The organism is Shewanella sp. 0m-8 (assembly GCF_052977265.1).
Window position 1 is genome coordinate 27030 of record NZ_JBRIMB010000027.1, and the last position, 25358, is coordinate 52387.

General features: G+C 45.0%; 25 protein-coding genes. 12 read left to right on the forward strand and 13 right to left on the reverse strand.

What is annotated here, in order from left to right:
• The first annotated feature begins 37 nt into the window (after positions 1-37).
• The 4 genes from ACVBIO_RS13415 (at position 38) to ACVBIO_RS13430 (ending at position 4346) form a co-directional block, all read left to right on the forward strand.
• The gene (locus tag ACVBIO_RS13415; RefSeq protein ID WP_447172804.1) at positions 38-952 is read left to right on the forward strand and encodes an NYN domain-containing protein; all 915 of its coding nucleotides are present in this window, start codon (positions 38-40) and stop codon (positions 950-952) included.
• A 339-nt stretch (positions 953-1291) separates the two neighbouring features.
• Complete coding sequence (locus ACVBIO_RS13420; protein ID WP_447172805.1) at positions 1292-2242, forward strand: HlyD family secretion protein; 951 nt, start codon at positions 1292-1294, stop codon at positions 2240-2242.
• A complete protein-coding gene (locus tag ACVBIO_RS13425; RefSeq protein ID WP_447172806.1) occupies positions 2239-3204 on the forward strand; it encodes an ABC transporter ATP-binding protein in 966 nt (321 codons plus the stop codon). Before ACVBIO_RS13420 ends, ACVBIO_RS13425 begins: the two co-directional genes overlap by 4 nt.
• Positions 3201-4346: an ABC transporter permease gene (locus tag ACVBIO_RS13430; RefSeq protein ID WP_447163132.1), complete on the forward strand. Its 1146-nt coding sequence runs from the start codon at positions 3201-3203 to the stop codon at positions 4344-4346. Before ACVBIO_RS13425 ends, ACVBIO_RS13430 begins: the two co-directional genes overlap by 4 nt.
• Before the next feature lie 387 nt (positions 4347-4733).
• Here the strand turns inward: ACVBIO_RS13430 and ACVBIO_RS13435 are convergent, their stop codons facing one another.
• Complete coding sequence (locus tag ACVBIO_RS13435) at positions 4734-4895, reverse strand: hypothetical protein (RefSeq protein WP_447162270.1); 162 nt, start codon at positions 4893-4895, stop codon at positions 4734-4736.
• Between the two features lie 162 nt (positions 4896-5057).
• On the opposite strand from ACVBIO_RS13435, the gene ACVBIO_RS13440 reads away from it, so the two are divergent.
• Positions 5058-5528: an NlpC/P60 family protein gene (locus tag ACVBIO_RS13440; protein WP_447162269.1), complete on the forward strand. Its 471-nt coding sequence runs from the start codon at positions 5058-5060 to the stop codon at positions 5526-5528.
• A gap of 61 nt (positions 5529-5589) precedes the next feature.
• On the opposite strand, the gene ACVBIO_RS13445 is transcribed toward ACVBIO_RS13440, so the two are convergent.
• Together ACVBIO_RS13445 and ACVBIO_RS13450 are read right to left on the reverse strand one after the other, a co-directional pair.
• On the reverse strand, positions 5590-6516 hold the full coding sequence (locus ACVBIO_RS13445) for a hypothetical protein (protein WP_447169952.1): 927 nt from the start codon (positions 6514-6516) through the stop codon (positions 5590-5592).
• A 23-nt stretch (positions 6517-6539) separates the two neighbouring features.
• A complete protein-coding gene (locus ACVBIO_RS13450) occupies positions 6540-7865 on the reverse strand; it encodes a BamA/TamA family outer membrane protein (protein WP_447172807.1) in 1326 nt (441 codons plus the stop codon).
• A gap of 345 nt (positions 7866-8210) precedes the next feature.
• Between ACVBIO_RS13450 and mog the strand changes: the two genes are divergently transcribed.
• Positions 8211-8744, forward strand: a complete 534-nt coding sequence (gene mog / locus ACVBIO_RS13455; RefSeq protein ID WP_439268080.1) for a molybdopterin adenylyltransferase — start codon at positions 8211-8213, stop codon at positions 8742-8744.
• 302 nt (positions 8745-9046) lie between these two features.
• Positions 9047-10705: a methyl-accepting chemotaxis protein gene (locus ACVBIO_RS13460; RefSeq protein WP_447169950.1), complete on the forward strand. Its 1659-nt coding sequence runs from the start codon at positions 9047-9049 to the stop codon at positions 10703-10705.
• A 78-nt stretch (positions 10706-10783) separates the two neighbouring features.
• Here ACVBIO_RS13460 and ACVBIO_RS13465 read toward each other — a convergent pair whose 3' ends face one another.
• The 6 genes from ACVBIO_RS13465 to ACVBIO_RS13490 all read right to left on the reverse strand — a co-directional run bounded on the left by ACVBIO_RS13465 (position 10784) and on the right by ACVBIO_RS13490 (position 15159).
• Positions 10784-10930: a hypothetical protein gene (locus ACVBIO_RS13465; protein ID WP_447172819.1), complete on the reverse strand. Its 147-nt coding sequence runs from the start codon at positions 10928-10930 to the stop codon at positions 10784-10786.
• A 99-nt stretch (positions 10931-11029) separates the two neighbouring features.
• Positions 11030-11260 carry a hypothetical protein gene (locus tag ACVBIO_RS13470; RefSeq protein WP_447166406.1) on the reverse strand — a complete coding sequence of 77 codons (231 nt, stop codon included), beginning with the start codon at positions 11258-11260 and terminating at the stop codon, positions 11030-11032.
• A 47-nt stretch (positions 11261-11307) separates the two neighbouring features.
• Positions 11308-11559 (reverse strand): superinfection immunity protein, encoded by a 252-nt coding sequence (locus ACVBIO_RS13475; protein WP_447166407.1) that lies wholly within the window; start codon positions 11557-11559, stop codon positions 11308-11310.
• Between the two features lie 86 nt (positions 11560-11645).
• Positions 11646-12782 carry an ABC transporter permease gene (locus ACVBIO_RS13480; RefSeq protein ID WP_447172808.1) on the reverse strand — a complete coding sequence of 379 codons (1137 nt, stop codon included), beginning with the start codon at positions 12780-12782 and terminating at the stop codon, positions 11646-11648.
• Between the two features lie 24 nt (positions 12783-12806).
• Complete coding sequence (locus ACVBIO_RS13485; RefSeq protein ID WP_447172809.1) at positions 12807-13541, reverse strand: ABC transporter ATP-binding protein; 735 nt, start codon at positions 13539-13541, stop codon at positions 12807-12809.
• Positions 13542-13551: 10 nt separating this feature from the next.
• Positions 13552-15159: an alpha/beta hydrolase gene (locus tag ACVBIO_RS13490; protein ID WP_447172810.1), complete on the reverse strand. Its 1608-nt coding sequence runs from the start codon at positions 15157-15159 to the stop codon at positions 13552-13554.
• A 492-nt stretch (positions 15160-15651) separates the two neighbouring features.
• On the opposite strand from ACVBIO_RS13490, the gene ACVBIO_RS13495 reads away from it, so the two are divergent.
• Both ACVBIO_RS13495 and ACVBIO_RS13500 read left to right on the forward strand, forming a co-directional pair.
• Entirely contained in the window at positions 15652-17448 is a 1797-nt protein-coding gene (locus ACVBIO_RS13495) for an AMP-dependent synthetase/ligase (RefSeq protein ID WP_447162258.1), read from the forward strand.
• Between the two features lie 297 nt (positions 17449-17745).
• Positions 17746-18189 carry an acyl-CoA thioesterase gene (locus tag ACVBIO_RS13500; RefSeq protein ID WP_447170474.1) on the forward strand — a complete coding sequence of 148 codons (444 nt, stop codon included), beginning with the start codon at positions 17746-17748 and terminating at the stop codon, positions 18187-18189.
• 49 nt (positions 18190-18238) lie between these two features.
• Here the strand turns inward: ACVBIO_RS13500 and ACVBIO_RS13505 are convergent, their stop codons facing one another.
• The gene (locus ACVBIO_RS13505; RefSeq protein ID WP_447159130.1) at positions 18239-18511 is read right to left on the reverse strand and encodes a GNAT family N-acetyltransferase; all 273 of its coding nucleotides are present in this window, start codon (positions 18509-18511) and stop codon (positions 18239-18241) included.
• Positions 18512-18605: 94 nt separating this feature from the next.
• On the reverse strand, positions 18606-19037 hold the full coding sequence (locus tag ACVBIO_RS13510) for an acyl-CoA thioesterase (RefSeq protein WP_447163125.1): 432 nt from the start codon (positions 19035-19037) through the stop codon (positions 18606-18608).
• A 120-nt stretch (positions 19038-19157) separates the two neighbouring features.
• On the opposite strand from ACVBIO_RS13510, the gene ACVBIO_RS13515 reads away from it, so the two are divergent.
• Together ACVBIO_RS13515 and ACVBIO_RS13520 are read left to right on the forward strand one after the other, a co-directional pair.
• The gene (locus tag ACVBIO_RS13515) at positions 19158-19907 is read left to right on the forward strand and encodes a DUF4344 domain-containing metallopeptidase (RefSeq protein ID WP_447172811.1); all 750 of its coding nucleotides are present in this window, start codon (positions 19158-19160) and stop codon (positions 19905-19907) included.
• Between the two features lie 410 nt (positions 19908-20317).
• Positions 20318-21247: a hypothetical protein gene (locus tag ACVBIO_RS13520; protein WP_447169946.1), complete on the forward strand. Its 930-nt coding sequence runs from the start codon at positions 20318-20320 to the stop codon at positions 21245-21247.
• 54 nt (positions 21248-21301) lie between these two features.
• On the opposite strand, the gene mtnC is transcribed toward ACVBIO_RS13520, so the two are convergent.
• Positions 21302-21982 (reverse strand): acireductone synthase, encoded by a 681-nt coding sequence (gene mtnC, locus ACVBIO_RS13525; protein ID WP_447172812.1) that lies wholly within the window; start codon positions 21980-21982, stop codon positions 21302-21304.
• 328 nt (positions 21983-22310) lie between these two features.
• Between mtnC and ACVBIO_RS13530 the strand changes: the two genes are divergently transcribed.
• Positions 22311-23459, forward strand: coding sequence for an alpha/beta hydrolase-fold protein (locus ACVBIO_RS13530; protein ID WP_447172813.1), 1149 nt, complete (start codon positions 22311-22313; stop codon positions 23457-23459).
• 105 nt (positions 23460-23564) lie between these two features.
• On the opposite strand, the gene ACVBIO_RS13535 is transcribed toward ACVBIO_RS13530, so the two are convergent.
• On the reverse strand, positions 23565-24581 hold the full coding sequence (locus tag ACVBIO_RS13535; protein WP_447172814.1) for a murein transglycosylase domain-containing protein: 1017 nt from the start codon (positions 24579-24581) through the stop codon (positions 23565-23567).
• Between the last annotated feature and the right edge of the window lie 777 nt (positions 24582-25358).

Genomic DNA, 25358 nt, shown 5'->3' on the forward strand with positions numbered 1-25358 from the left:
CCTGCTTTGGCAGGCTTATTTAACAAGGAATGTGAAAATGATGGATTTAACTTTTGCTGTATTAGTTGACGGCGAAAATGCTTCGCAAGCTCAATATTCGTCCATGCTTGAGGAAGTAGAGAAGCATGGCACAGTAGCGATTAAGTGGGTCTATGCTGATTGGACATCTAGACAACAAAGTGGCTGGCAAGACGTTCTTCATGAAACAGCATCAAGCCCTAAGCAGCAATTTCATTACGGTAAGGATGCTGCTGATCATGCTTTAGTTATGGATGCAATTGAGTTGATTAGCAATAACCACCGAATTAATGGAATATGCATCGTATCAAGTGACGGTGGGTTTTATAGTTTAGCACAACGAGTTCGTGAGAAAGGCCTACATGTGATGGCTATCGGTAAGGAAAACACTCCTGAAAGATTCAGAAAAGCTTGCCATAATTTTGTGTTTACGAAGAATCTTTCAGACTCTACAGTACGCTTAAGCCACCAAGATTTAAACGTGCTTTTGGTTGATTCCTATTTACGATGTGCTGAAAGCAATGAACCTGTCTATCTTGGTGATATGGGGAAGATGCTCAAAATGTTTGACTCATCCTTTGACCCTAGAAACTATGGTTTCGTAAGCTTAAAGAAACTAATCAAAGATAAAGCAGAGCTTTTCAATATAGTAGATGAGCGGAGCGATAGATGCTTCATTGCGATGCACTCAAATATAGCTTCACAAGCAGGTGCTCGTTTGGAAGGTGTTATTCGTAAAATGGATACCAGTAGAGAGTTTGGCTTTATTACTTCAAATCATGGGGATTTTCACTTTAGCTTTAGCGAAGTGATGAATATTGCTCACTTACATGTAGGCGCAAGAGTTTGCTTTAAAGTACCAAGCGCAGGGGCACAAACGGATTTATCAGATGGTCAATGCCCAACAGTCAGTAATGTGAAATTGAAAAAGTAGAAGCAAAGCAGGTTAACGGGCCAACTTTATTGGCTCGTTTTCCTCTTACGGGCCAACTCTATTGTCACCACACAGTAACTTGTTGTTTTGGAGTAATAAAGTTGCTATTCTTAGCACGCAAGAATTCTATCAGCGCGCACTACAAATACACTTCTGAGCGCGCTAAAGCGAACTTGCCTCGTATCGACCGCAACATAAAAAAGAGTACTTAGGTGCTCTTTTTTGCTATCTACAGCCACATAAAAAAGAGTTAAATAATAACAACTAACATGCTTGATTAGTCATCAATTCCGCGTATCTTGGATGGGTAAGTATTAAGTTTGGTGCAGATTCTTAAGGATGGTAATTGTGCGCATACTGATGATGATTTCTTTGCTGTTGACGCTGACGGCGTGTGACAACGGCGCCAAAAATGTAGCGCTTGGCAGCCTTGAGCGGCAACGTATCGCCCTAACGGCGACAGCCAATGAAGTGGTCGTGGCACTTCCGGTGGCGCAAGGCAGCATGGTGAGTAAAGGGGCTGTGCTGGTGCAGCTAGATGATACATTACAAAAAGCTCAGGTCTCTAAGGCGCTTGCCGATGTGGCACAAGCCAATGCAAATTATCAGAAGCTACTTAAAGGTGCCCGTGAGGAGGAGATTGCAGCCGCTAGAGCGAATGTGTCTGGCGCGCAAGCAACGCAGCAAGAGAGTGAAGCCAATTACCGCCGAATTGCTAGCATGGCAAAAGATAACTTAGCCAGTCAATCCAACCTTGACCGCGCACTGGCAAATCGGGATTTAGGTAATGCCAATCTTGAGAATGCACAGGAGCATCTGCGAGAACTGCTTGCAGGCTCGCGAGTCGAAGATATTCGTTCTGCCGAGGCAAATTTAGCAGCTGCTGAGGCCGTATTACTGGGTGAGCAAAAAAAGCTATCAGACTTAACCATCAGGGCGACCCGTGACGGTATTCTTGATAACCTGCCGTGGAACTTAGGCGAGCGTGTCACTTTAGGGAGCCCACTGGCTGTGGTGTTAGCCGGTAAAGCCCCTTTTGCTCGCATTTATGTACCCGAGCCATATCGAGTCAAAATCAATATCAATGACAGCCTATTAGTCCATGTTGATGGTATTGATGATCCCATTGAGGGGCGTGTACGCTGGATTGCTAACGAGCCTGCCTTTACTCCTTACTATGCGTTAAACCAAGAAGAGCGCTCACGGCTGATGTACCTTGCAGAGGTACAACTTCCTGATAGCTCGGCCTTATTACCCAGTGGTGTTCCTGCTCAGATCGAGATGCCATGAGCATGTCGGTCATCAAAAACAACCTGTCGGTTAACAGGAACAACAATCCGGTCATCAAAACTAAAGCTTTATGCCGTGACTTTGGTAGCTTAAAGGCGATTCAAAATCTTGATTTTGAGGTTGAGAAAGGCCAGATTTATGGCTTTCTCGGCCCCAATGGTTGCGGTAAGACCACGGCTATTCGCATGTTAACGGGCTTGTTATTACCGACCTCCGGTGAGATTGAAGTGCTAGGGCTGAAGTTGCCTCAAGATGCTGAAAAATTACGGTTAAAAATCGGCTATATGACCCAGAAATTTTCTCTATACGATGATCTAACTGTTAAAGAAAATCTGAAATTTATTGCCAAAATATACGGCCTATCCCGTCGTGAGCAAACCGCACGTATTCAAGAGTTGCTGCATACCTATGGCTTAAATGAAAAAGCCGATCAACTTGCTGGCAGCATGAGCGGCGGGCAAAAGCAGCGGTTGGGTTTAGCCGCTGCAACCATGCATAAACCGGAGTTACTGTTCCTCGATGAGCCGACCTCAGCAGTCGATCCTGAGAATCGGCGTGATTTTTGGGAGAAGCTGTTCGATCTGTGTGAACAGGGCACTACTATTTTGGTGTCGACTCACTATATGGACGAAGCTGAGCGCTGTCATAAGCTCGCGATCTTAGAAGCGGGCGTGAAACGCGCCGATGGCTCGCCCGACGAGCTGATGCACAATATGGGCGCACAGGTAGTAGAGGTTGAGTCGAGCGACTTGAGACAGTTAAAGCAAGTGCTAATGGCGCTTCCAGAGGTGATAAGCGCCGCGCAATTAGGCTCTAGATTAAGAGTCTTAGTTAAAGACAGCTGCAGTGACCCTATCGGTTTATTGTCTGAGCAGAGCCCACTTTCTTTAAGTGCTGTGAATATTGTCAGGCCTAGTCTTGAAGATGTATTTGTTACCTGTACGGGGCTGGGGCGCCAATGAAGACTCTGTATCGGTTACAGGCGATTGTGATGAAAGAGCTGACTCAGCTCAAACGCGACCGAATGACCTTTGGTATGGTGGTGATGATCCCACTTATTCAGTTGATGCTATTTGGTTACGCCATCAATACCAATATTCGCGATATCCCTGTTGGTGTGGTTGATCAAAGCCAAACCGCGTTAAGCCGTGTATTAATTCAAACCGTAAGAGCCACTCAGGTGGTGAAGTTTACTCAGCATTTTTATGATGCCAAGAGCGCTCATGCTGCAATCGCACGCGGTGAAGTACGCGCGGTATTGATGATCCCCAATGATGTTAGCCAACGTTTGGTACGTCACCGAACGGTAGGATTAGGCACGCCTCCTTCAAGCGATGAGGAAACCAGTCGCCCTGTGGCACAGTGGATCGTCGATGGCTCCGATACCATGGTTGCTGCGGCAATAAAGGGCTTGCGTGCCATGCCCTTAACCGAACTGCTTGGGCAGCCGGCCAATCGTACAACGCCCACCTTTGAGGTCGCGCTGTTTTATAACCCTGAGCAGCGCACTGCGGTGAATATTGTACCTGGACTGGTGGGGGTAATTCTAACGATGACCATGATTATGTTTACCTCTGCAGCCATTGTGCGTGAGCGTGAACGTGGCAACTTAGAGATGCTAATTACCACACCGATTCGTCCTATAGAGCTGATGCTGGGTAAAATCATTCCCTACATGTTTATTGGCATCTTGCAGGTCATTATTATTCTGGGGCTAGGTTACAGTATTTTTAATGTGCCAATGAATGGCAGCCTATTACAGCTAGCGAGTGCTACGTTACTGTTTATTATGGCAAGCTTAACCTTAGGCTTGGTCATCTCGACGATTGCTAAGAGTCAGCTGCAATCGATGCAGATGACCATTTTTGTGCTTCTGCCGTCGATTCTTTTATCCGGATTTATGTTCCCTTATGAGGGCATGCCTGTGGCGGCGCAGTATATTGCTGAAGCGCTGCCGGCGACCCACTTTATGCGACTTATTCGGGGCGTGGTACTGCGAGATGTTGAAATTATCGATATGACTTATGACGTGACTTGGTTGGCGATTTTTACCGTGATAGGGCTGATTATTGCATCGATGAGGTTTAAAAAGAATTTAGGCTAATAATAGCTTTAAGCTAAATATGTGTATGAATGGATATTTACCACCTATGCATATTAGCGGTTAATTTTCGCCTATGTGTGAATAAAGCGTGATTACTTATTTTAAGCGCTAGTTTTAAGAGCTAGTTTTGAACGTGATTTTTGACTGTTAGTCTCGATAATGAGTTTATTGTTAGTTTTACAGTTGGCGGGGTAATTAATGTGAGAGACAGCTGTTTTTAAATATTAATTATGTTTTAGGCTAAAAATAGCAATTAAATACGAAAGGTAGCTTTTAATACAGAGGCTTTTAAAATTGAAATTTGAGGTGATATTTGCAGGAATAAGGAATGTCGCCGCGAGAGTCACCAGAGTATGAGTGGTAATGACATTCAGCACGGCGCTATGTTCAGTTGTAGCCAAGAATGTAGCTTGAGGTTTCATCCTCCTGTTCGTCTGAAGGAATGCTTTCTTCGACAAGCATCGCCTCGACAAGAGCGGAACCCTTTTCGTTGGTTTTAGAGTGAATAAATTCATTTTGAACATATTTGTTAAACAAGTGTTTTTCCATCATCAAATCCTCTGGGTTATTTAGCGCGTATCTCTATGTATAGTTTAAAAATAACAATTTGAAAGTTTTAATAAATAAATTATTGGGTATTGGTTAGAATTTAATTTTATATTTATATGACTAAGTTATTATTCAAATGATTGTTTAAATAATTGGATCAAGATGAGAACCTTATTAATTGTATTGTTAGCAGCGATATTAAGTGCCTGCTCAAGTGCTCCTCCTCAATCTGCCTCCTCGGGTAAAGCTCAGCAGCTATCGAGTGAAAAACAGATAAAAAACCAATTAATACAAATGCATCGAGAATGGAAAGGTGTGCCTTATCGCTTAGGTGGTATGAGTAAGAAGGGCATAGATTGCTCTGGATTTGTGGTGCAGACATATCAGAGCCGCTTTGGTGTGCAACTACCTAGAACCACAGAAAAGCAGAAAGATATCGGTAAAAGCGTCAGTAAGAGTCAGTTGCGTGTGGGGGATCTGGTTTTTTTCAAAACGGGCTGGAGTACACGCCATGTGGGGATTTATATAGGTGACTCGCAATTCTTACATGCGTCCACGAGTCAGGGAGTGATGATCTCTAGTTTAAATAACAGTTACTGGAAGCAAAAATATTGGTTATCGAGAAGGCCGTGATCGATTATTCCAAAGCGCTAACCAGCATGAGCTAGCACTTTGGAAGCTTAGATCTAGCGCTTTAGAAGCGACGTCCCACAGAAAGTAGTAATTGATCCCAGTTTAAAAATCCGTATTCAATAAACACGTTCCACTCATCCTTAGGGCCAAAATCGTACACCATACTGAGCGACATATTGTGACTTTCAGAGCTGACTAGGTGGACGTCATAATCTATGTTAATCCCGCCAGGCCTGCCGAGTAACGGGACGTTGAAGTCGTAACTTCCACCAATTTTTTGGTTAATCATCTGGTAGTTGTAACCGACTAAGAAGGCGAGCTTATCGCCGCCGACATCGTATCTTTGCCCCATACGCACTGAGCCGATATAGGTTTGAATCGTGCTGTCGGTGGTGGTGGTCCAAGAGTTGGTAAAGGCGGCCACACCGGTAAAGATAAACGGATGCATACCCGGGATCACTTCGGCTTGCCCTGCCAGCACCGCACCTAAACCTAAGTTATAAGCCGTATATTCGATAGGGATAGGTAGCACCATATCGATGCCGCCATTACCTAAACCTTGGGCGTTGCTTAAGTCCGCCAGAATGTTTTTGTGCCCCTTGGTATAACCAGCAAGGCCATATACGTTAAGAAATGGCAGTACCCAGGCATCGGCTCTAAGCTGAATGCTTTCGTCTTCCCCGGTAATAATCACATCGTCAGCGGGGATCACAACATTGGCGTTGAGCTTGTTCAGCCAGCCGCTGCCTGCGAGGCCAAGATTGAAGTTGTCTTTGGCGTCATAAGCAACTGACTGCTTGTTGTAGTAGATATTGAAGCCGACAGGGATGGGCAGTTCATAACCTAACTCACGAGCTTTATCGCCCCAGATAGGCAAATGGCTCCAGTGCGCGGGCTGCTGGCGTTCAATGTCTGTGGTGTCGCTGTTGGCCCACACATTAAAGGTGATGGCATTAAGTAGCATCACAATAACAAGGTGTTTGTTCATTTTTATCAATCTCAGAAATCTATTTAAAAGGCTTCGGTAAAGGTAAGGTAGAAACCGCTGTCATCATCGCTAAAGCCGAGATCGACACGCACGTTCATCCTAGGTTGCAATTCATAGCGGTAGCCAAAGCCATAGCTATATAGCAGTTTTTCGTACAGCTGGGTGTCTGTTCCTGCAATGGATCCTACGCCCGCCCAAAGGGTGGCGCCATGCGCTGACAGTTCGCCGTTGTCACGCAAGAAGGTGTGGCGATATTCCAGGGTGTGTTCGATAGCAGACTTATCGCGGTATCGCCCTTGGTAGAGGCCACGTAGCGAAGACTGTCCACCTAGAGATGGCAGATCATAGTAAGGCACATCGCCTTCACTCCACTGATAAGCATTGTAAAAAGCCAGCACTCGCCCTAACGCTACAGTGAGGTAATAGCGATGATCGAGTAAGATTTTTTGATATTGGTTATCGCTACCAAAGCCAGAGTTGTAGTTGATATATTCAACATTCAGGTACTGACCCTGCCAAGCGTTTACTGTGACATCACGGCTGTCATAATTGATTGAAAAACCCAAGCCTACCGACAAAGGCTTATCTTTAAATTGTTGAAAATTGTCATCAGCAATTGCTGTTGGCGGCAAGCTATTTTGGTCTGGCTCGAAGTAATTGACTCGCAGCGCCGGGCCAAAGTAAAAGCCGTAATCGCTCTTAAAGTCTAAGTTGGCATGATAGGTCAGTGAAGTTTTATTCAGTAGGGTATCGTCAGATGCTGATTGCTGTTTGCCTGCGTCATAACCCACTCCCCAGAAGTTTTCACTTTGGCTGGCCAATACAAATAGTCCGTTGTAGCGAATATCATCGTTATCAAAAAACAGGTTTTGTCTTGAGCGTAAGCTGTAGCCGAGGTCGCCATCGCCTTTATTGGCAATACCAAAAAGTGACACGCTTGAGCGCTGCAAGTCACTCTGTTCTCGCTCAGTTTTGAAGGAATACAGACCGCCGAGGGCGAGCATTAAGCCGTTTTCCGGTGTGAATGCGGGTCCACCTAAAACATCGAACATGGCTAAGCCGTTTTTAGCGATATGGCTACGCTTGGCATAATCAAGATCGGTTTGTGCTTTGTCGATTTCATCGCATGCTAGATCGTTTTGGCACTCATCAGCTTGATGGTTGAGGTCGTCCATGGCTTGTTCATAAGCTTGGCTGCGCTGCTCGGCTTCATCCTGACTGTGAAAAAATGGCAGTTCGCTATTTTTAGTCGGTAGATCTAGCTGGGTTTGAGTGGCATTGGCGAGATTGCAAAGAAGGATAGTTGCTAACGCTAGACAGGCGCGCAATAAGCCTTGTGTGGTGTTCAAATAGTGTCCCCTGACATGGTGTGAATTCAGCTGAATTCGAGTAGGCGCAAGAGTACGGTAGAATTTATCGAAAACAAGTATTACTCAGGGCGGAATATCAAAAAGATTGCGACCCATATCTCGTTTGCAGTAAATGGTTTTCATTGTGTTGCTATTGTGAGCGGACATGGGGTGTTGGAGGGTGAATAGCCAATAAATCATGACGTCGCAGTTTTTGCATTTAACCCAATATTTTTCGAGTTTAATTAGTTAACTTTGTGCTACTTTAACGCCAGACTATAGAGACGCTAACGTTCACGATAAACTAAGCCAAGTTTATCTAAGATCAGATTGAAGGAACAGAGAATGAGCAAAGCTAAAATCGGTATTGTTACGGTAAGTGATAGAGCCAGTGCGGGGATCTATGAAGATATCTCTGGTAAGGCAATTATCGATGTTCTTAACGAATACCTCACGTCTGAGTGGGAACCTGTTTATGAAGTGATCCCTGATGAACAAGATGTGATTTCAGCGACGCTGATTAAGATGGCTGATGAGCAAAACTGTAGCCTTATTGTCACCACTGGTGGCACAGGACCTGCTAAGCGCGATGTGACTCCTGAAGCGACTGAAGCTGTGTGTGATCGTATGATGCCTGGTTTTGGTGAGCTAATGCGCGCCGAGTCGCTTAAGTTTGTACCAACAGCCATTTTATCGCGTCAAACAGCAGGCCTACGTGGTGACTCGCTTATTGTTAACTTACCGGGTAAGCCAAAGTCGATTCGCGAGTGTTTGGATGCCGTGTTCCCAGCGATTCCATACTGCATCGACCTAATGGACGGTCCTTTCTTAGAGTGTGACGAGTCGGTTATTAAGCCGTTCAGACCTAAAGCTAAGTAAAGCAAGGCCACAGGTTAGTTGGAAGTAGGGCTAAGTGAGCGTGTTTCGATGCACGCCCCTACTATTCCAACTGCATTCTCATTACCCTCTCAACTATCTACACGCATATAGCATCCTTCTACTAATCACACAGATCTTTATTAATCATTCGTACTTGTAGAGCTATGACTTATCATGGTTTTTACATCTTTTCACAAACTTTTAGCTTCTTTGGCTGTTTTTTTGGTCAGTCAGTTGAGTTTAGTTGCATTACTCTGGAGTTAATTTCGCCTGCGCGCGATAAATCATAAGGAGTTGTGAAGATGGGCGTGTTCGCTTCGTGGACTATTAAACGAAAATTGATGGCTGTAATGCTGGTCTTTGGGTTAACTGGTGCTGTAATTTTTACTGATGTGGTAGTCAGTACTGCAGAAGTTGAACAGCGATTTAATGAGTACGATCAAGCTGGAGTTAAGAGCCAAGAGTTCATCTTGTCTATTAATCGCGACATGAATTACGTCTCTCGCTTATCTCGTAGCATTATGCTCGGCGATGATTTCAATAAGAATTACAATTTGCTTGAAACCCGTATTCAAGATATCTACCGTCATTTTGAAAACCTAGAATCTTCATTAAGCAAAATGAGCAGCACTGAAGATAGGCAAGAGCTCAGTCAATTAGCTCAAAATTCTAAGCAAGCTACAGAGGCATTTCTTGAAGATGGTCGTGCACGTATGTTGGCATTGCAATCTGTTGAGCGCACACCAGAGCGATTACAAGTTGCTTGGCAAGAGTACCGTAAAGGGGCAAGTCCATTTGCGAATAAGGCCAGAACGACCTTTAAATCTTTAGCGGACTCAGTAGAAAATGCACGCAATCACATACAAAATGCCGCATTGACGTCTATGTCGAATATGCGATTGCAATTAATTGGTTTCACTCTAGGTTGTTTTGGTATTGCAGGGCTCATTCTGTTGTTTGTTTCGCGTGCTATTTTGCGTTCTATTGAAGATATGAAATTCTCTATTACGTCAATCGAGGCCGAGTCGGATCTTACTCGCCGAATTAAAATCACTTCCCAAGATGAACTCGGTCAACTATCTCGCTCTTTTAACTTAATGCTAGATAAGTTCCAAACGAGTTTACAAGGGGTGGCAGAGACCTCATCAGCGCTCGCTGAATCCTCTCAAGGTATGGCGGAGATAACTGCTGATGCAGCTAACTCGGTACAAACTCAGCGTGACGAACTAGAGATGGTAGCAACGGCCATGAATGAGATGACGGCAACCGTGGTTGAAGTGGCTAAAAATGCCAATGATGCTGCTGATGCCGCGGCGCAAACTGATGGCCAGTCTCAGGCGGGCTTAGCCGTTGTGAATAGTACGGTTGAGGCGATTGAGAGCTTAGCTGTGGGTATCGAGCGCGCATCGCAAGTGGTGAAAGATTTAGAGCATGATAGCCATCAAATCGGCTCTATTTTGGATGTGATTAAAGGCATTGCCGAGCAAACTAATTTGTTAGCGCTCAATGCTGCGATTGAGGCGGCGAGAGCGGGTGAGCAAGGGCGAGGCTTTGCGGTCGTTGCTGATGAAGTGAGAACCTTGGCGAGTCGTACTCAAGAGTCGACAGAAGAGATCCAGGTCATGATAGAGAAGCTACAAGGCGGTGCTAAGCTTGCAGCGAGTGCGATGTCCGATAGTCGTCAATATGTCGATGATAGCGTAAGTCATGCCCGCGGTGCGGGTGAGGCACTACAAAGTATCGTCAGTGCGATTGCGACCATTACCGATATGAATACTCAAATTGCCACAGCAGCCGAGGAGCAAAGTACGGTATCTGAAGAGATAAATACTAATATCGTTAATATCAGCCACGCGGCAGAGCAAACTGCCAATGGCACGAATATTAGCTCTCAGGAGAGTGAAAACTTAGCCCATATGGCTAAACGCCTGTCTGTGTTGGTACAAGAGTTTAAAATCTAACTGTCATCCAGTATCGGTCTCTCTTTTCTGAGGGGCCTACTGGCGTGGGTAGGTAAATGATTACCTGCACTGTCGATATTAGCCACCTTTACGGGCAATAATATAAGCGCTGTAGCCCGTTAGCAGCAGTAGGCTAGGGATTGCAATGAAGTGGGCAAACAAGTTCGGTTCGGTGCTGAAATTAAGCCAAAGCAACAAACCCCAGCTTGGGAGTAAGTAGCTCAAGCTTAACACTCATGACTGCTGTTAATTGTCGCGAATGGCGACAGCATAGGCTTAGAACTAGCCTTATTAACCTATGAGTATGGTAATTGAAGCAAGCAATTACAGTGAGTTGATGGTCGACTTCAGATCGTAGCTGCTGTCAGTCACAATTTTTTCAAGCACTTCTACCCGCTGCTCTAAATGTCGGTTCTGTTTACGCAGTAACTCAAGTTCGTTGTTAGTGATCTCTGAGCTGGTGATTTTGCGCGACTTTAAATAATGTTTAAAGGCTTCACCCGCAGTAGCAATGGCGACAATAGAGATAATCAAAATAATAAGAGGTAAATCCATAGCGATGTTCCTTAGGTTTGAGAGTGTTCCATTTTTGACTGCTAGCGTTAACTTTTAGCCTTATCCCGATTCGCATATTTATCAACGGCCTTGCCAGTTACCGCCCAAACCATCACGCCACCCCATGCAATCAGTGAAAAACCCGCCGGGATACAGGCGAGTAAAATAAGTTTGAAGTGCTTGCGGTTAAACACTAATGCCAGCATGGCGGGTAGAAACCAAATAACCACTACCACAACAGCAAGCATTGCCATAAAAGCATAGTTATCACTGGCTAAAATGTTATCAATAAATTCCATTTTTATTTCCTCATTCCTTAAAGAGTCATTTAAATCTGTAAGGGCTCTACGGGTATAAACTCCCCGTAAAGCCCAGTAACTTTCTGTTATAAACCAAACACAATCTTCTCGCTCTTTAGTGACTTCTGCATACCTACAGCAAGACTTAGGGCGATAGCCAAGGTTAGGGCGGATGACACTGCTAGCTGCATCATTGGTAGCTCGCGGCCTTTAATAAACTCAATTAGTGCCTGTAGCTGGCCTGAAACCGGTAACCACTGAATTGTTTCTGGTGCAATATTGTAGCTAGCTGCCATGGCTAACATCATAGGCACCATCAACACGATAGTGATGTACGACTGCGCCTCCTTAAAGCTCTTAGCCATAAAGGACACAAATAGCTGTAAACAAGCTGCCATAATTGCGACTGGCGCACCAACAACAATCATCATCAGAATAAAGTTAATGTTTAAGCTCACGGCAAAACCTAACTCTTGCCAAGGTACAAAGGCGTAAGCGAATTTAGAGACGATGAGCGTGAGGACGAGCCCCACCATGGCAAATACCGTCACAGCGGCAATCTTAGCAATCACGATTTCCCAGGTCGAAACCGGATGGCTTAGCAGTAAGGCTAACGAGTTACGCTCACGTTCACCGGCACTGGTGTCGATGGCGAGGTTCATGCCTGAGATAAATACCGCGTAGATCATGGTCATGGTGGCTAGGCCTAAGATCATGCCGGCCTTTGAATCTGGCGTGGCTTCATCTTCAACATTGAGCTTAATGGGTTGCATTACTCTAGGATCGATACCGCGGGCGATAAGGCGAAGGCTGCCCATTTCACCACTATATTCTTGTAAGCTCTTCTCTAATCGACGAATCGAGATCTGCAGTTTTTCATTTGACGCATCGGCAACCAGTGTCACTTCAGCGCTAAGCCCTTTGGCCATATTGGCTGCATAGTCATCACTGATGATGAGCTGAATGTCCTTAGTGTCTTCGTTATCACCTTGAGAGATCCCACGGCTCGATAGAAATTTAACCAGATCCGGTGCACCCTGTGCGTTGGTCATTTTTATATTAAGATCTTCAGGGCTAGTCAGCTGACCAATTAACAGAAAAAACATACCGCACATAAGCAGCGGTGCGCCAATCGCGTAATAAAGCCCTGCCATTACCGAGCGTTTATCGCGAGCCGCGTCGATCAGCTCTTTGCGAACCATTGAAATAATTTTGTTACTCATTGAGAAATCCTTTTATCGCCAGTATTAAGCGGCTATGCCTTCATCAGTACCAATCAATTGAATAAAGGCATCTTCGAGCGAGTCCTTACCGGTTTGCTGGCACAATGCTTCTGGGCTACCAATGGCAACCACTCGGCCTTCGGCCATCACTATCACCTGGTCACAAAGTGCGGCGACTTCTTGCATCACATGGCTTGAAAACAGCACGCAATGGCCTTGGTTTTTTAGATCACGCAAGATGTCGCGCAGTACACGGGTACTCATAACATCAAGGCCTCGCGTTGGCTCATCGAGAATGATATTGGTTGGCTGGTGGACAATGGCTTGTGCCAATGCCGTTTTCATTCTTTGGCCCTGAGAAAAACCTTTGCACTGTCTATCGGCGATATCAGCAAGGTGTAATCTATCGATAACCTTGCTGGTGGCTAGCTTTGCTTCTTTACGAGACAGGCCGTTAAGTTCGGCAAAGTAGCTAATATATTCCCGCGGGGTTAAGCGCTCATACAAACCAAATGGGTCAGGAAATAAACCCAATTGCTGTTTGGCGGCAACGGGTGATACCGCGATATCGATACCATCAATTTCTGCATTGCCGTTATCAGGCTTTAAAAGGCCAAACACGGTGCGTAAACAGGTGGTTTTCCCCGCGCCATTTGGGCCCAATAGACCAGTGATCTGGCCATCTAGCGCTGAAAAGCTTAAATCATTTAGCGCCTGCACATCTCCGATGCGTTTTGATAAATTTGATACTTGTATCATGGTGGCTTCCTTACTTATTCAGGGCTGTTTGTTTGTCTGCTTGTTTAATTGTTTGTTCGTCTATTTTTTCATCTTTTTGCTTAGTACTGTCACTAGGAATGGCTTCTACTGTGCTGGCATTGAGATAGAAGTTGCGGCGAATATCTTCCTGTAAGCACTTAGCATCTAGCTCTGCTACAGAGCCTTGCTCAACGAGCTCTGCAATAAGGTCATTACCACAAGACTGGTAAGCCACGCCGTGAGTCGCATAAGGGGCGACAAAGTGTTTAGCATTGGTTAGCTTTTCCATGGCAAGCTCTCCCCAGCTTGGTGGCGTAGCGGGGTCTAACTCACCCGAGAGCAATAGGGTTGGGATATCACTGGCTATGGGGTCGCTAAAGCTGGCATCGACCGCAGGCATATTCCACACTGCGCAGGAGTCGGCAAAAGTTTTTAGCATCTCTTTACCAAAGTAGCTCTGGTTTGTTTTTTCGCGCAGTTCAGGCGTCAGGCGTTGCCAATCTTCGCCACATACCACAGAAGCATGCATGCCCATGGCGATACCCGCATTGTCTATGCCCATGGCATAGAGTCCTGTGATGGGTTGATAGTTACCCTTAGCCGCTTGATGAATCGCATGGGGCATGAGTGAGCGGGTGCTGGGATTGTAAAGCGCCATCCGCAACGCGCCTTTAAACTTACCGCGAGTGAGGGTCAGTTGGGTCATTTCACCGGTAAGAGGGTCTGGCACTTGGCTTATTTTTGGCGCTTGTGTTAGCTCAGCATCGACCTTTTCAAGATCGGCACTAAGCTCAGGGAATTGTGCATGACAAAGACTGTTGTTGGCGCAATCTTCGATAAGCAGATTGAATGCACGGGCAATGGCATCGCCAATAGCGAGCACACTTTGCTGCATTGGCACTACACCATCTAGGGTGACCGTTGCTAGGCTTGTCGGATAGTGACGCATATACAGCTGTGCCATACGCGTGCCGTAAGACACGCCGTATAGGTGCAGTTTTTGATAACCTAAATGTTGTCTTACCGCTTCAAAATCTTTAAGTGCACTTAGGCTGCCGTATTGAGTGACATCGGCATCAAGGCTATCTAGGCATTTTTGGGTTTCAACCCGGGTATCAAAATCACTTTCATTAACCGCCAGAGCACTTTCAAAGCCATCGCCAATACATTGCAGTGGGCTAGATTGGCCTGTGCCGCGCTGGTCGATAAGGATGACATCTTCGGTTTGGCGTACCTTGGTCAGCATGCGATCGAAACCGCGGGCATTTTCGATGGCTGATTGCCCTGGCCCGCCAGCGATTGCGAGCAAGGCTTGGTTCTTGCTACCAGGCTTGATGGCTGGCATCACCACGTAATGAATTTGGATCTGTTTGCCATCTGGCTTGGCGTAATTCTCAGGAACCGAGATAGAGCCGCATTGCATCTGCTCCGATAATCCGTCGACATAGCAAGCTTGTTGATTGTTAGGTTTTAGTTGTGCAGTGTTGGCTGATGTGTCCGCTTGAGCTGAAGGAATGAGTAGTCCAGCACCGAGTAAGATAGCCGTAGCTAAAGGTTTTTTATGCCATAGCGCGGGGGCTACTCGAGCGCGAATTTGAGAGTACATTCCATGAAGCATGATACTGATTCCTTTTTGCAATTTAGCGTATCTAAATAAGAGCCTTGTTAATGTATCAATGTCTTTATGCAGTGGCTAACTACTTTTGTTCAGTTCAATGCTCTAACTGAACAAGTACGGGAGTTAATGGGCTACAAATCATGTAGACGCTTTGGTTTGCAAAACAACGGTTATGGCGGGGAGATCTACTGCGGTGTTAATGTTAAAACAGCACTGATAATCGAGCGATCAATCAAGATGGTTAAAGTTTAATCTATTTGCTTGCGCTGGGAATAGCACAATATCGCTACAGGTGTTAATAAATTATTTTTGTTTTAATTTAGATGCTTAGCTTAAAAGACTTGCTGTTAAATAAAGGCCGCTCACATCGCAGGACGGTCTTTTTTTGTGTTTGAGTTAACAAAAATAGAGCAAAAACTCTTAGTGTTTAGAGCGTCTTCTAGTAGACTTGCCGAAAAGCGGAACACTTGTAAGCTAAAAGGTAGTTATTTTATGTCGCTCGAGCAATATCACGTAGTACGATTAATACAGCAACAGAGCCAATCACTTGGCGACGCTATTGCGCTCGAAGGATTCGAAACTGCGGCGCCTTGGCATCAAGTGAGTTGGACTCAATTCGATACCATCACCTCTAAAATTGCACGGGTGTTAATTCAGTTTGGTATTGAATCCCATGACCGCGCAGTTATTTTGTCGCAGAACTGCCCGCAGTGGACCTGTGCCGATTTGGGCTTACTCAAAGCCAAAGCTGTCGTTGTGCCTATCTACCCAACCAGCACAATGGAGCAAGCGGCTTACATTGTTAACGACGCAGCAGCAAAGCTGATTTTTGTGGGTGATGCGGCGCAGTATGCAATGGCATGTGAGCTAGCCGCCCAATGCGATAGCCTGACAAGTGTGGTGGTTTTCGACCAATCAGTTGAGTTACAAGATAAGCAAAACCATTTTTATTTGGATGAACTGCTTGCGCGTGAACTTGATGTGGCAGCAGACGCCGAACTTGAAAAGCGTTTGAACGACAAGAATTTAGATGATCTACTGACGTTAATCTACACCTCAGGCACAACGGGCGACCCTAAAGGCGTAATGCTTGATTACCGCAACATTGCCTCTATGGTGCGTCAGCATGACACATTATTACCTTTTACTCCTGGTGATGTGTCGTTAGCATTCTTACCGCTTAGCCATGTATTTGAGCGCGGTTGGAGCTTCTATGTATTGTGTCGTGGTGGCCGTAACGTATACCTGTCGAATCCAATGGCGGTAAAAGAGGCGATTGTTCAAGTTCGTCCGCACACATTATGTGTGGTGCCGCGCTTCTTAGAAAAAGTGTATAGCGCCGTACAAGATAAGGTGATTAAAGCACCTGAAATGCGCCAAAAAATGTTTACCTGGGCAATGTCTGTTGGTCATAAACAGTCTGAAGTGGGCCAAGGTCGCCATAAAGCATCGTTGGGCTTAAGCTTGCAATGGAAATTAGCCGATAAGCTGGTTTTCAGTAAGTTAAAGCAGGTGTTAGGTGGTCGTCTTAAGTTTATGCCTTGTGGCGGCGCAGCACTAGATCCAAACGTCAGTGCTTTCTTCCAAAGCATCGATGTACCTGTGCTATGTGGTTACGGCATGACAGAAACGACGGCAACGGCGACCTGTAATACCTTGGCTAACCGCGTTCCCGGTTCTAACGGCCAGGTACTGCCAGAAGTTGAGATTAAACTCGGTAAAGATAACGAAATTTTAGTACGCGGCGACACTGTGATGCGTGGTTACTACAACCGTCCAGAAGAAACAGCCGAAACATTTGAAGATGGCTGGTTGAAAACTGGTGATGCGGGTCGTATCGATGAAAACGGTAACTTGTTTATCACTGACCGCATTAAAGAGCTCATGAAAACTTCAAACGGTAAGTATATTGCGCCGCAACGTGTTGAAGGCAAAGTAGGTTGTTGCCCATTCATCGAGCAGGTAGCGATTGTTGCCGATGCGCGCAACTACGTAACCGCGTTAATTGTGCCAGCATTTGAGTCGTTAGAGGCTTGGGCAAAAGAGAAAGGCGTAAATTACGAGTCGCAGCTGGATCTATTGCGTCATAGTCACGTGGTTGAGCATTTTGAGCAGCGTCTTAAGACATTACAAAGCGAGCTAGCTGGCTTTGAAAAGATTAAGAAGTTTACCTTGTTACCCGATGCATTCTCGATGGAAGCGGGCTTAATTACCCCTACCATGAAGCTACGTCGTAAAGTGATTTATCACAAATACGCACGTGAAATCGACAAGATGTACAGCCGTTAATACGGGCTTAAGTCATCGTCATTAAGTGAAAAGGCACGCATTAGCGTGCCTTTTTTATGTCTGGAACATTTATGCCAACACCCATGGACGGATAGTGTTGGTATTTATGTCTGGAACATTTATGCCAACACCCATGGACGGATAGTGTTGGTATTTGTGTCTGGCCATAAATGTTGCATTCATTTATTGGTATTTCCACATGCAAATCTTTAATTCCAGCGCAGTTAACCGCAATTGCGTTGCGGCCCTTTTAAGCCTGCTATTTATCGGTAGAATGGAGCCGATAAAACTCTAATAATGATCTCAGCAATAACAATAACAACAAGGAATACCAGCGTGCAAGAGACTGCATTTAGCCTGACACTACAACCAAGATTTTGTGAAACTGACGCCTTAGGGCATATCAACAATACCGTTATACCGGTGTGGTTTGAGGCGGCGCGTGAGCCTATTTTCAAAATTTTCAACCCAACACAAGACTTGTCTAAGTGGAACTTGATTGTCGCGGGCTTTACCATCGGCTTTAATGCGCCAACCTACTTTGCCAGCGACGTAACGGTAAAAACCTGGGTGAGCCGTATCGGAAATAGCAGTTTTGAGTTAACCCAAAGCTGTTGGCAGAACGGCAAAAAGACCGCGGAAGCGCAAACGACCATGGTGCATTACGACTATACGAGCGAGAAAAGCCAGCCTCTAAGTGCTGATATTCGAGAGCAGTTAGCGTTGCTGACAGGCGAGTAGTGTAATGAGTATGGGCTCGTGAAAATGAGCCTTGAGTTTGAGTACGTTGTTATTTTTTGCTCAAAAACTTCTGCACGTACCAGCAGCTCGCTTCAATTTCAAAACCTTGCGATTTGGCCCATCTTAGGCCATTACGCACCAGTTTTTCAGCTAAGCCTTTGCCACGCAGCTCCGGCGGCACGTAGGTGTTGTTGAAATTACAGCGGCGAGCCGGTGAGTCAGCGCTGCTATTATCAAACAGCTCATAAGCTAATACGGCTTGCGCCCCGTCTAGGTTAATAACGAATCGACTTTCATCTACTAGGTGAACGACTTCACTCATAAAGGCTCCCATCCATTTTTTACTGATACGTGCTTTAGTAACAGCGCTAGATACTAAAGTTAAACACTAAAATTTAAACACGAAAACTTAAATATTATGCTGCCTGTTCATAGGTTTTTAAGGCATCGATTAACTCTGGCGTGAGTTTGGCTTTTTGGCCTGTTTTAAAGTTAAACATCACCACCTGCGATGAGCCAAGTGTGGTGACGGCTTTTTGGCTCAGGCTATATACACTGTAGTGCATCATGAATCGGTCATCTTTAATATCACTAATGCTAACACCAACCGTTAAGGTATCAGGAAAGGTGACCGGACGCTTATAGCGCGCTTGGTTTTCGCTAATCACAGGGCCAACTGCTGTTGTTTGTAACTCTTCCAATAAGTTAATTTGATTGAAAAAGTCGATTCTAGCTGTCTCAAAATAGCGGAAATACACCACATTATTAACGTGTTGCAAGGCATCCATTTCGCCCCAAGCGACTACAATTTGGGTGTTGATGGGATATTGCTTAAGAAAATTATCCATAATGCTCTCTAGTTGATTCGTATCAATATTTAAACGGGCGTTTAACTTTTGACCAGCATAACAGCATGTTTATCAGGCAACAAGGCAATGGATAATGCTAACTAGTATAAGTGGGGGTATATGCAAAGAATGACTAAATGGTTAGCAATCGCGTTACTGCTCAGCTTTGGGCAACTGAGTCAGGCGGCGGTAGTAAATCAATTTATTGAGGCTGAAACTCGACAAGAGCTTAGGGGATATCGATTGCTTAAAAGTATTGAGCCGCAGTTGCAACAGCTGTACTTAACTTTACCCATGCAGCACAAATTAACCGTGGTGTTTGGTTCGCAAGATGGACCATTGTTTGACCCTGAGACAATGCAAATAGAAATCCCTTATCACTTCGTCACTGAGGTGCTTAATCGCTTTACCAAAGATGAATATCAGCAAACGGGAGTAAGCCCAAAAACCGCCACTCAAGATGCTCTGCTCCATACATTAGGTCACGAGTATGGCCACGCCTATATTTACGCTAATGATGTAATCGTACTTGGGCGGGAAGAAGATGCGGTGGATACCTTGGCGACATTATTACTTATCAATGCTTTTGAACAGGGCGCAGAAATTGCGTTAAGTGCAGCTGACCTATTTGCGCTCGAAGATGAAGGCATTGATGAGCTGGCAGATGGTGATTTTAGTGATGAACATAGCCTAGATGCACAGCGATACCATGCAAGCGTATGCCTAATTTATGGTCGCAATCCTGAGAAATATGCAAGTCTGCTGGCAGGCTCTGAACAAGGCATAGACAGAGCGGTGATGTGTGAAGAGGAGTACGCTCGTCAAAGTGATAATTGGGATAGGTTAAAAAGCCGCTATTTAGCAAAATAATGCACTTGAAAGTCGGCAAATACTAAGCGTGTTTACTTATATACCCAAACGACTTGAACATGCTCATTTCAGAGGCCTTGCGCGAGTTCAATTCTAGGCGTATTAGCGTAGGAATGGTAACTCCCTTTTAAGCTAGTGCAACAACGAAGTGGGCTTGCGCAAAGCCTTCTTCGATGGGGTTTAATGCACTTTCTGCTGCGTTATTGATCTTGCTAAGGGAACAACCATTAACTGCAATCAACGCCTTGCTTAAAGCGCATTAAATTCCCACTGAACCCTGCATCTTCAGGTGGCTTGTGTATAGTAATAGAAAATGTTGGTAAATTGTTGCCAAGCGTTTATGGTATACGCTTCTTGTGCAATTAATAATGAATGGGGCCAGTTTTTTGACGGCAACAAAAATAATAACAATGCCCGCAGCTTTTCAAATCATATTGTCTTCGGTTAAGGGATTCTACCAAAAGCGAATTTCAGGCTTAGGGCAAAAGCTATCAGTACTGACTTTCGCGCAATACCTATATGTGTTAGCGGGATTAATTGCTATTTTTGCGGACTCATTTAGTTGGGTTGCTGTGTTAACTGTGTTGGCGTTAACGATAGAGCTGTTACCTATTTTTGAGCGAATTTGGCATAGCTTAGTTGGTAAAGCAGTGCTGTTGTTGTTTTATGCCGTGGTGGCTAACTTTGCTTTGAGTTGGGCCGGCGGAGTCGTCAATGATGTGATTGGGGTGTCTGCCGCGCATGTTGCTTATACTCACAATTTAGCGATTTTGCTTTATATCCCAGTATGGTTTGTGTTTATCACCGCCCTGGTTATTCTCGCCGCGCAGTTGTTGGTACCTTTCTATTTAATGCTTGCTTTAATGCTCGCGCCATTAGGCATAAAACTGCCTAAGTTGACCCAAAATGTGCATTTTCAAAAACTCACTTGGCTATTGCGTTTAATGTTGGCAACAGGCTTGCTTGCTCACCTTGTTTTATATGTATTGCCAGAGCTTGAAGCAGAGCAGTTACAACAAACTATTACTCGTGATATCACTGTTGGCTTGGTACCGACTGCAACCACTATAAGTGCCGAAGATGCAGAGCTAAAGGGTATGACAGATGAGTATTTGCAGACACGTTATGAGTACCAAGCATTTGTGCGACAGATGATTGCACTCTTTGCATTTGAGTTTGAAGCTGACAGTAAATCTAGGTGTCAAAAGGATGTTGATTCAAGAGTGGTTGAGCTAAACGATTATGAGATCATGGAGGTTTATCGAGATAAGGCGCAACTGGATGGCTTTAGGTTTGAAGTGAAAAAGTGTATTTCACCCGCCTTTCCAGTGGTAAGTTGACCATAAAAAGTAACAAAAAAGGGCCATAAAGGCCCTTTTTTAATGTGCTCTAGTTTAGTCGATTTTCAGTTCGCTAAAGCTAGTAATGGTTCTAAAGTCACCAGTGCGTTGGCTATCATCGCGTACCATCTGCACGACTTTTAAGCCTGCTTCACTAGCGGCTTTTAGCTCTTCAAGCACGTCAGATACAAACAAAATCTGCTTCGGGCTTAGGCTAATCGTGTTGACGATATTGCAATACGCTTGCTTGAAGCGCTTGTTACCTGTGCGTGTGTCGAAGTGACCGTTAAACTTATCGTTTAGATCGCCCGCATCGCTGTGGCTAAATAATAGTTTTTGCGCTTCAACCGAGCCAGAAGAGAAGCTGTAAACACGTAAACCTTGTTGCTTGTAGCCATCTAATGCTTCGATAAAATCAGGGAAGATGTGCCCTTTAAACTCACCATTGGCATAGCCCTGCTTCCAGATCAAACCTTGGATAGTTTTCAGTGGCGTAGCCTTACGATCTTCTTCAATCCACTGCAGTAAAATTTCAGTGACGCGAGCAAGGCTTGCATTAGGCTCAAGTGCGATATCTTGCACATCGCAAATGCAATTATCTACGAGTACATTATTTTGATTCTCTTCCAGAAAAGCGGGTAATACCTTCGCTGAATAAGGAAAAAGTACATCCTCAATAAAGGTAAGGTCGGTAGTCGTACCGGCTGTATCTACAACGATGGCTCTGATACCCATAATGTTTGGTTACTCCGCAATGTGGATGACTTGTATTTGAGATCGATTTATTGCTCAGATCCTAAGCTGATTTGCACTTTTTGGCTAGTGTAATCGGGTCTCAGTTTGTACTAAATTTACCGTTTCTTATGATTGATGACGATTTCGCTGCCATATTGGCCAATGAAGCCGAGATATTGATTAGCACATAATAAACTTGTGACTCGCTATGATGATTATCTAACGGCAGAACGGTTGTTGATTTAATGTTCTGCTGTTAACTTAACCATTCACTTAATTAGTTAGCTGCAACAGCCTGACTTAAATAGCGACATTTCAGGGAAAGAAAATGACTAGAATACTTGTTATAACCTGTTTAGTTTGGCTCTTTTTGAGTGCCAATGTTAACGCTAGTGCCAGCGTAGTGGAGCCGCTAACAGTAACTTCCACACTTATCGAACCGGCTGAGTTTATAGTGACCCTTCCTTCTAGCTACGGTACTAAGCCAGATAAAGAATATGTGGTGTTAGTTGATTTTCAACCACGAAGTCAGGCCTTGCTCGCGGGCATGCATGACTGGATGAGCCACAACGGTGAATGGCCCTGGTTAGAGACTATTATTGTGACTGCGCCAGACGGTCATCAGGGCTTAGGTGAGTTAAAAGGGCTAGCGATAGAGGAGCGGGGCAATCAAAAACTGCTCGATTATATTGAGCAAGATCTACTGCCCGCAATCGACAAGCAATACCGCACTAATGGTTTTCGCATTTTAAATGGTTTTACCGGCAATGCAGGACTAGGGTTATACACATTAATCAATCGCCCCAGCTTGTTTAATGCCTACTTTGTAGCAAGCCCTGTGCTAAGTAAAGATTTTGCCTATGTCATTAAAGATGCGCCGAAAAAGCTTGCTGATATGCAAGGTAAGCCACGATTTTTGTTTATGAGCACCAGTGACAGTAACTTTGAACAGAGGCAGCTTGCGTCATTTGCAGAGATGGAAGCCATTATTAAAGCGCATGCGAATAGCACGTTGGATTACCGTATAAAGCGTTTTGATGGCAGTTACTACATGACGCAACCTGTGCTCGCTACAGCCTTTGCTATTGAGCAGTTATTCGATGATTACCATCAAGTGTTGGCGGCAGATTCAGAGATTTCAAAGCAAGGTGCAAAGGCTATTTTGGCACATTATCAGTTTTTAACTGAACAAAAGTATGGTTTTAAAGTGCCAGCAACCAGCTCATTAATACAGCTGGGTGACAGCTACCTTGAGGCCGAACCAAGCAAGGCGATTGAGGTGTATAAGGTAGCGATTACTGACTCACCAGAAGCATATACTGCTTATGATGCCATTGCAGGCGCTTATGCCAAGCTAGGAGAGATAGAGCAGGCGATAAAATATCAGGCCTTAGCATTGGATATTACCGATCATCCTTTTTATCAGAACAAGTACGCTAAACAGCTGGCTAAGTATAAACAGCAAAGTAAGTTTTAATCGCTCGCCTGATTGCACGCTAAAACGATAGCCAATGGGCTATCGTTTTGTCTGTAAAGTGGGAGATAAAGGGGCGGCTGTAAGTGTTAAATTACAGTCTATGAATTAAAGATATTTCTTCTGCTTACTGCTGACTTTTTTCAGGTAGTTTCGGGTCTCTTCACGGTTATGGCGGTGGGTTAAAAACCAATAAAACTCACTGACCGTCATCTTATTAATCCGCGCCAAGGCCTTGGTGCGATTCCCCCTAGAGTCGAGGCTTTTCCACAGATTACCCGCGCCGCCGTTGTAGCTTGAGATCACCGCATATTCACGTTTCTTAGGATGTGTAATCCCCTTAAGGTAACGGCTTGAAAGTATCTTTAAATAGCCCGTACCGACCTCAATGTTTTTGGCCGGATCATAAAGGTAAGCCGATGACGGAGTATGTTTATAGCCCTGGATTAAGCTGAAGTAGTCGCGACCAGCGGTATTGGCTTTAATTTGCATTAACCCAAGTGCATTAGAGCGCGAACGGGCCAATGGGTTAAACGAGCTTTCGGTTTCAATAATTGCCATGATTAGATCTGTGCTAATGCCGTGTTTACGGCTCGCACTGCGGGCATAGTTGATGTACTTGTTACCGGCGATGGTGGTGTGTTCTTTCACCATGTGAATCGCGACTCTAAAGCGCGAGTTAACCCGTTTACTTTTAGCGACTAGGTGGTCGGCGTAACGCGATGCCCGCCATTGAAACTCAATCGCTTTACCTTCTTGGTCGAGTACTTGCCCCCAAAAGAAGGGCTTTTTCTTTTTACCGATTAAACCAAAGTCTTGTGCGGTTTGCGCATCGATAACCTTAGGGTCTATTTGGGTCAGCAGCACCTGTACCACAGCTTCTTTTAGCTGCGCTTTACTGCTGGTTTCGACCAAGATTAAACCACGTTTAAAGTCGACGTAGGTTGAGGCTTGTTCGCTCTCATTAAACACCAACACAGACGGTACGATTGGCCGCGAGTTAGCATCTTGCCCCTGATACTCCTGTAGCAATGCCGCGACATCGGCATCGTAGTCGCTCAAGTCTAATTTGCTACTGTTAGCGCTAGCGTGATTCGCTATGGCGATAGCGATTACGCTGAACACGAGTATAAGTAGCTGTGATAGGTATTTAGACATTTATCAGTGGGTTAGAGTTTTTGTGGGGTGATTATACAATGATTGACTATAACCCTCATAGTTGAGGTCTGATTTTTCAAACTTTGGTTGTTTTTTGTGTCATTTGGATTTCGATTTTTTAAATCGATCAAACTTCGTTTGATAACAATTTATGGGCTATACGCCCATTTTATAGAGCATCAGGCTTCGCCTGACCTCTAAGTTAGACTTCGTCTAACAACTAAAGTCGTGAGCTTCCAGCTCACACACGGCCAAGAGGGGATCAACAGCAATCCCCTCTTGGATCACCCCTGCCGCCCCGACGAAGTTGTTGATCCTCATGCTTATGGATAAATCACTAACGCTTCCGATGGGGCATCCTGCCCCGCGAAAGCTATGCCGACATCCCTGTCGGCATCACGTGATTGATTCCAACGCACTTCGGCAACTCCGATGGGGAATTGGAGTTTCCTGTAAATTCAGTGGCTAATTTTAGTTCTGTAGCTTGTATCTGTGAACACAGAAACCTAGAGATAGTGCTTTTCTAATCCGGTGCAGATACGGCCGTGACCGTCCATGATCTGGTGAGAGATAACGGAGTTATCAAGCTCTCGAACGAGAGGCAGGATGCCGAACTGGCCTTTAAACAGGGATGTTGTTTGTCATGGCCGAGCTTCCAGGGATGGATTCACAGCGTGTCACGGCAGTATCTGCACATACGCCTGCTGCAGGCAATTAGTTGCATCAGATGCGAACAGCAACTGA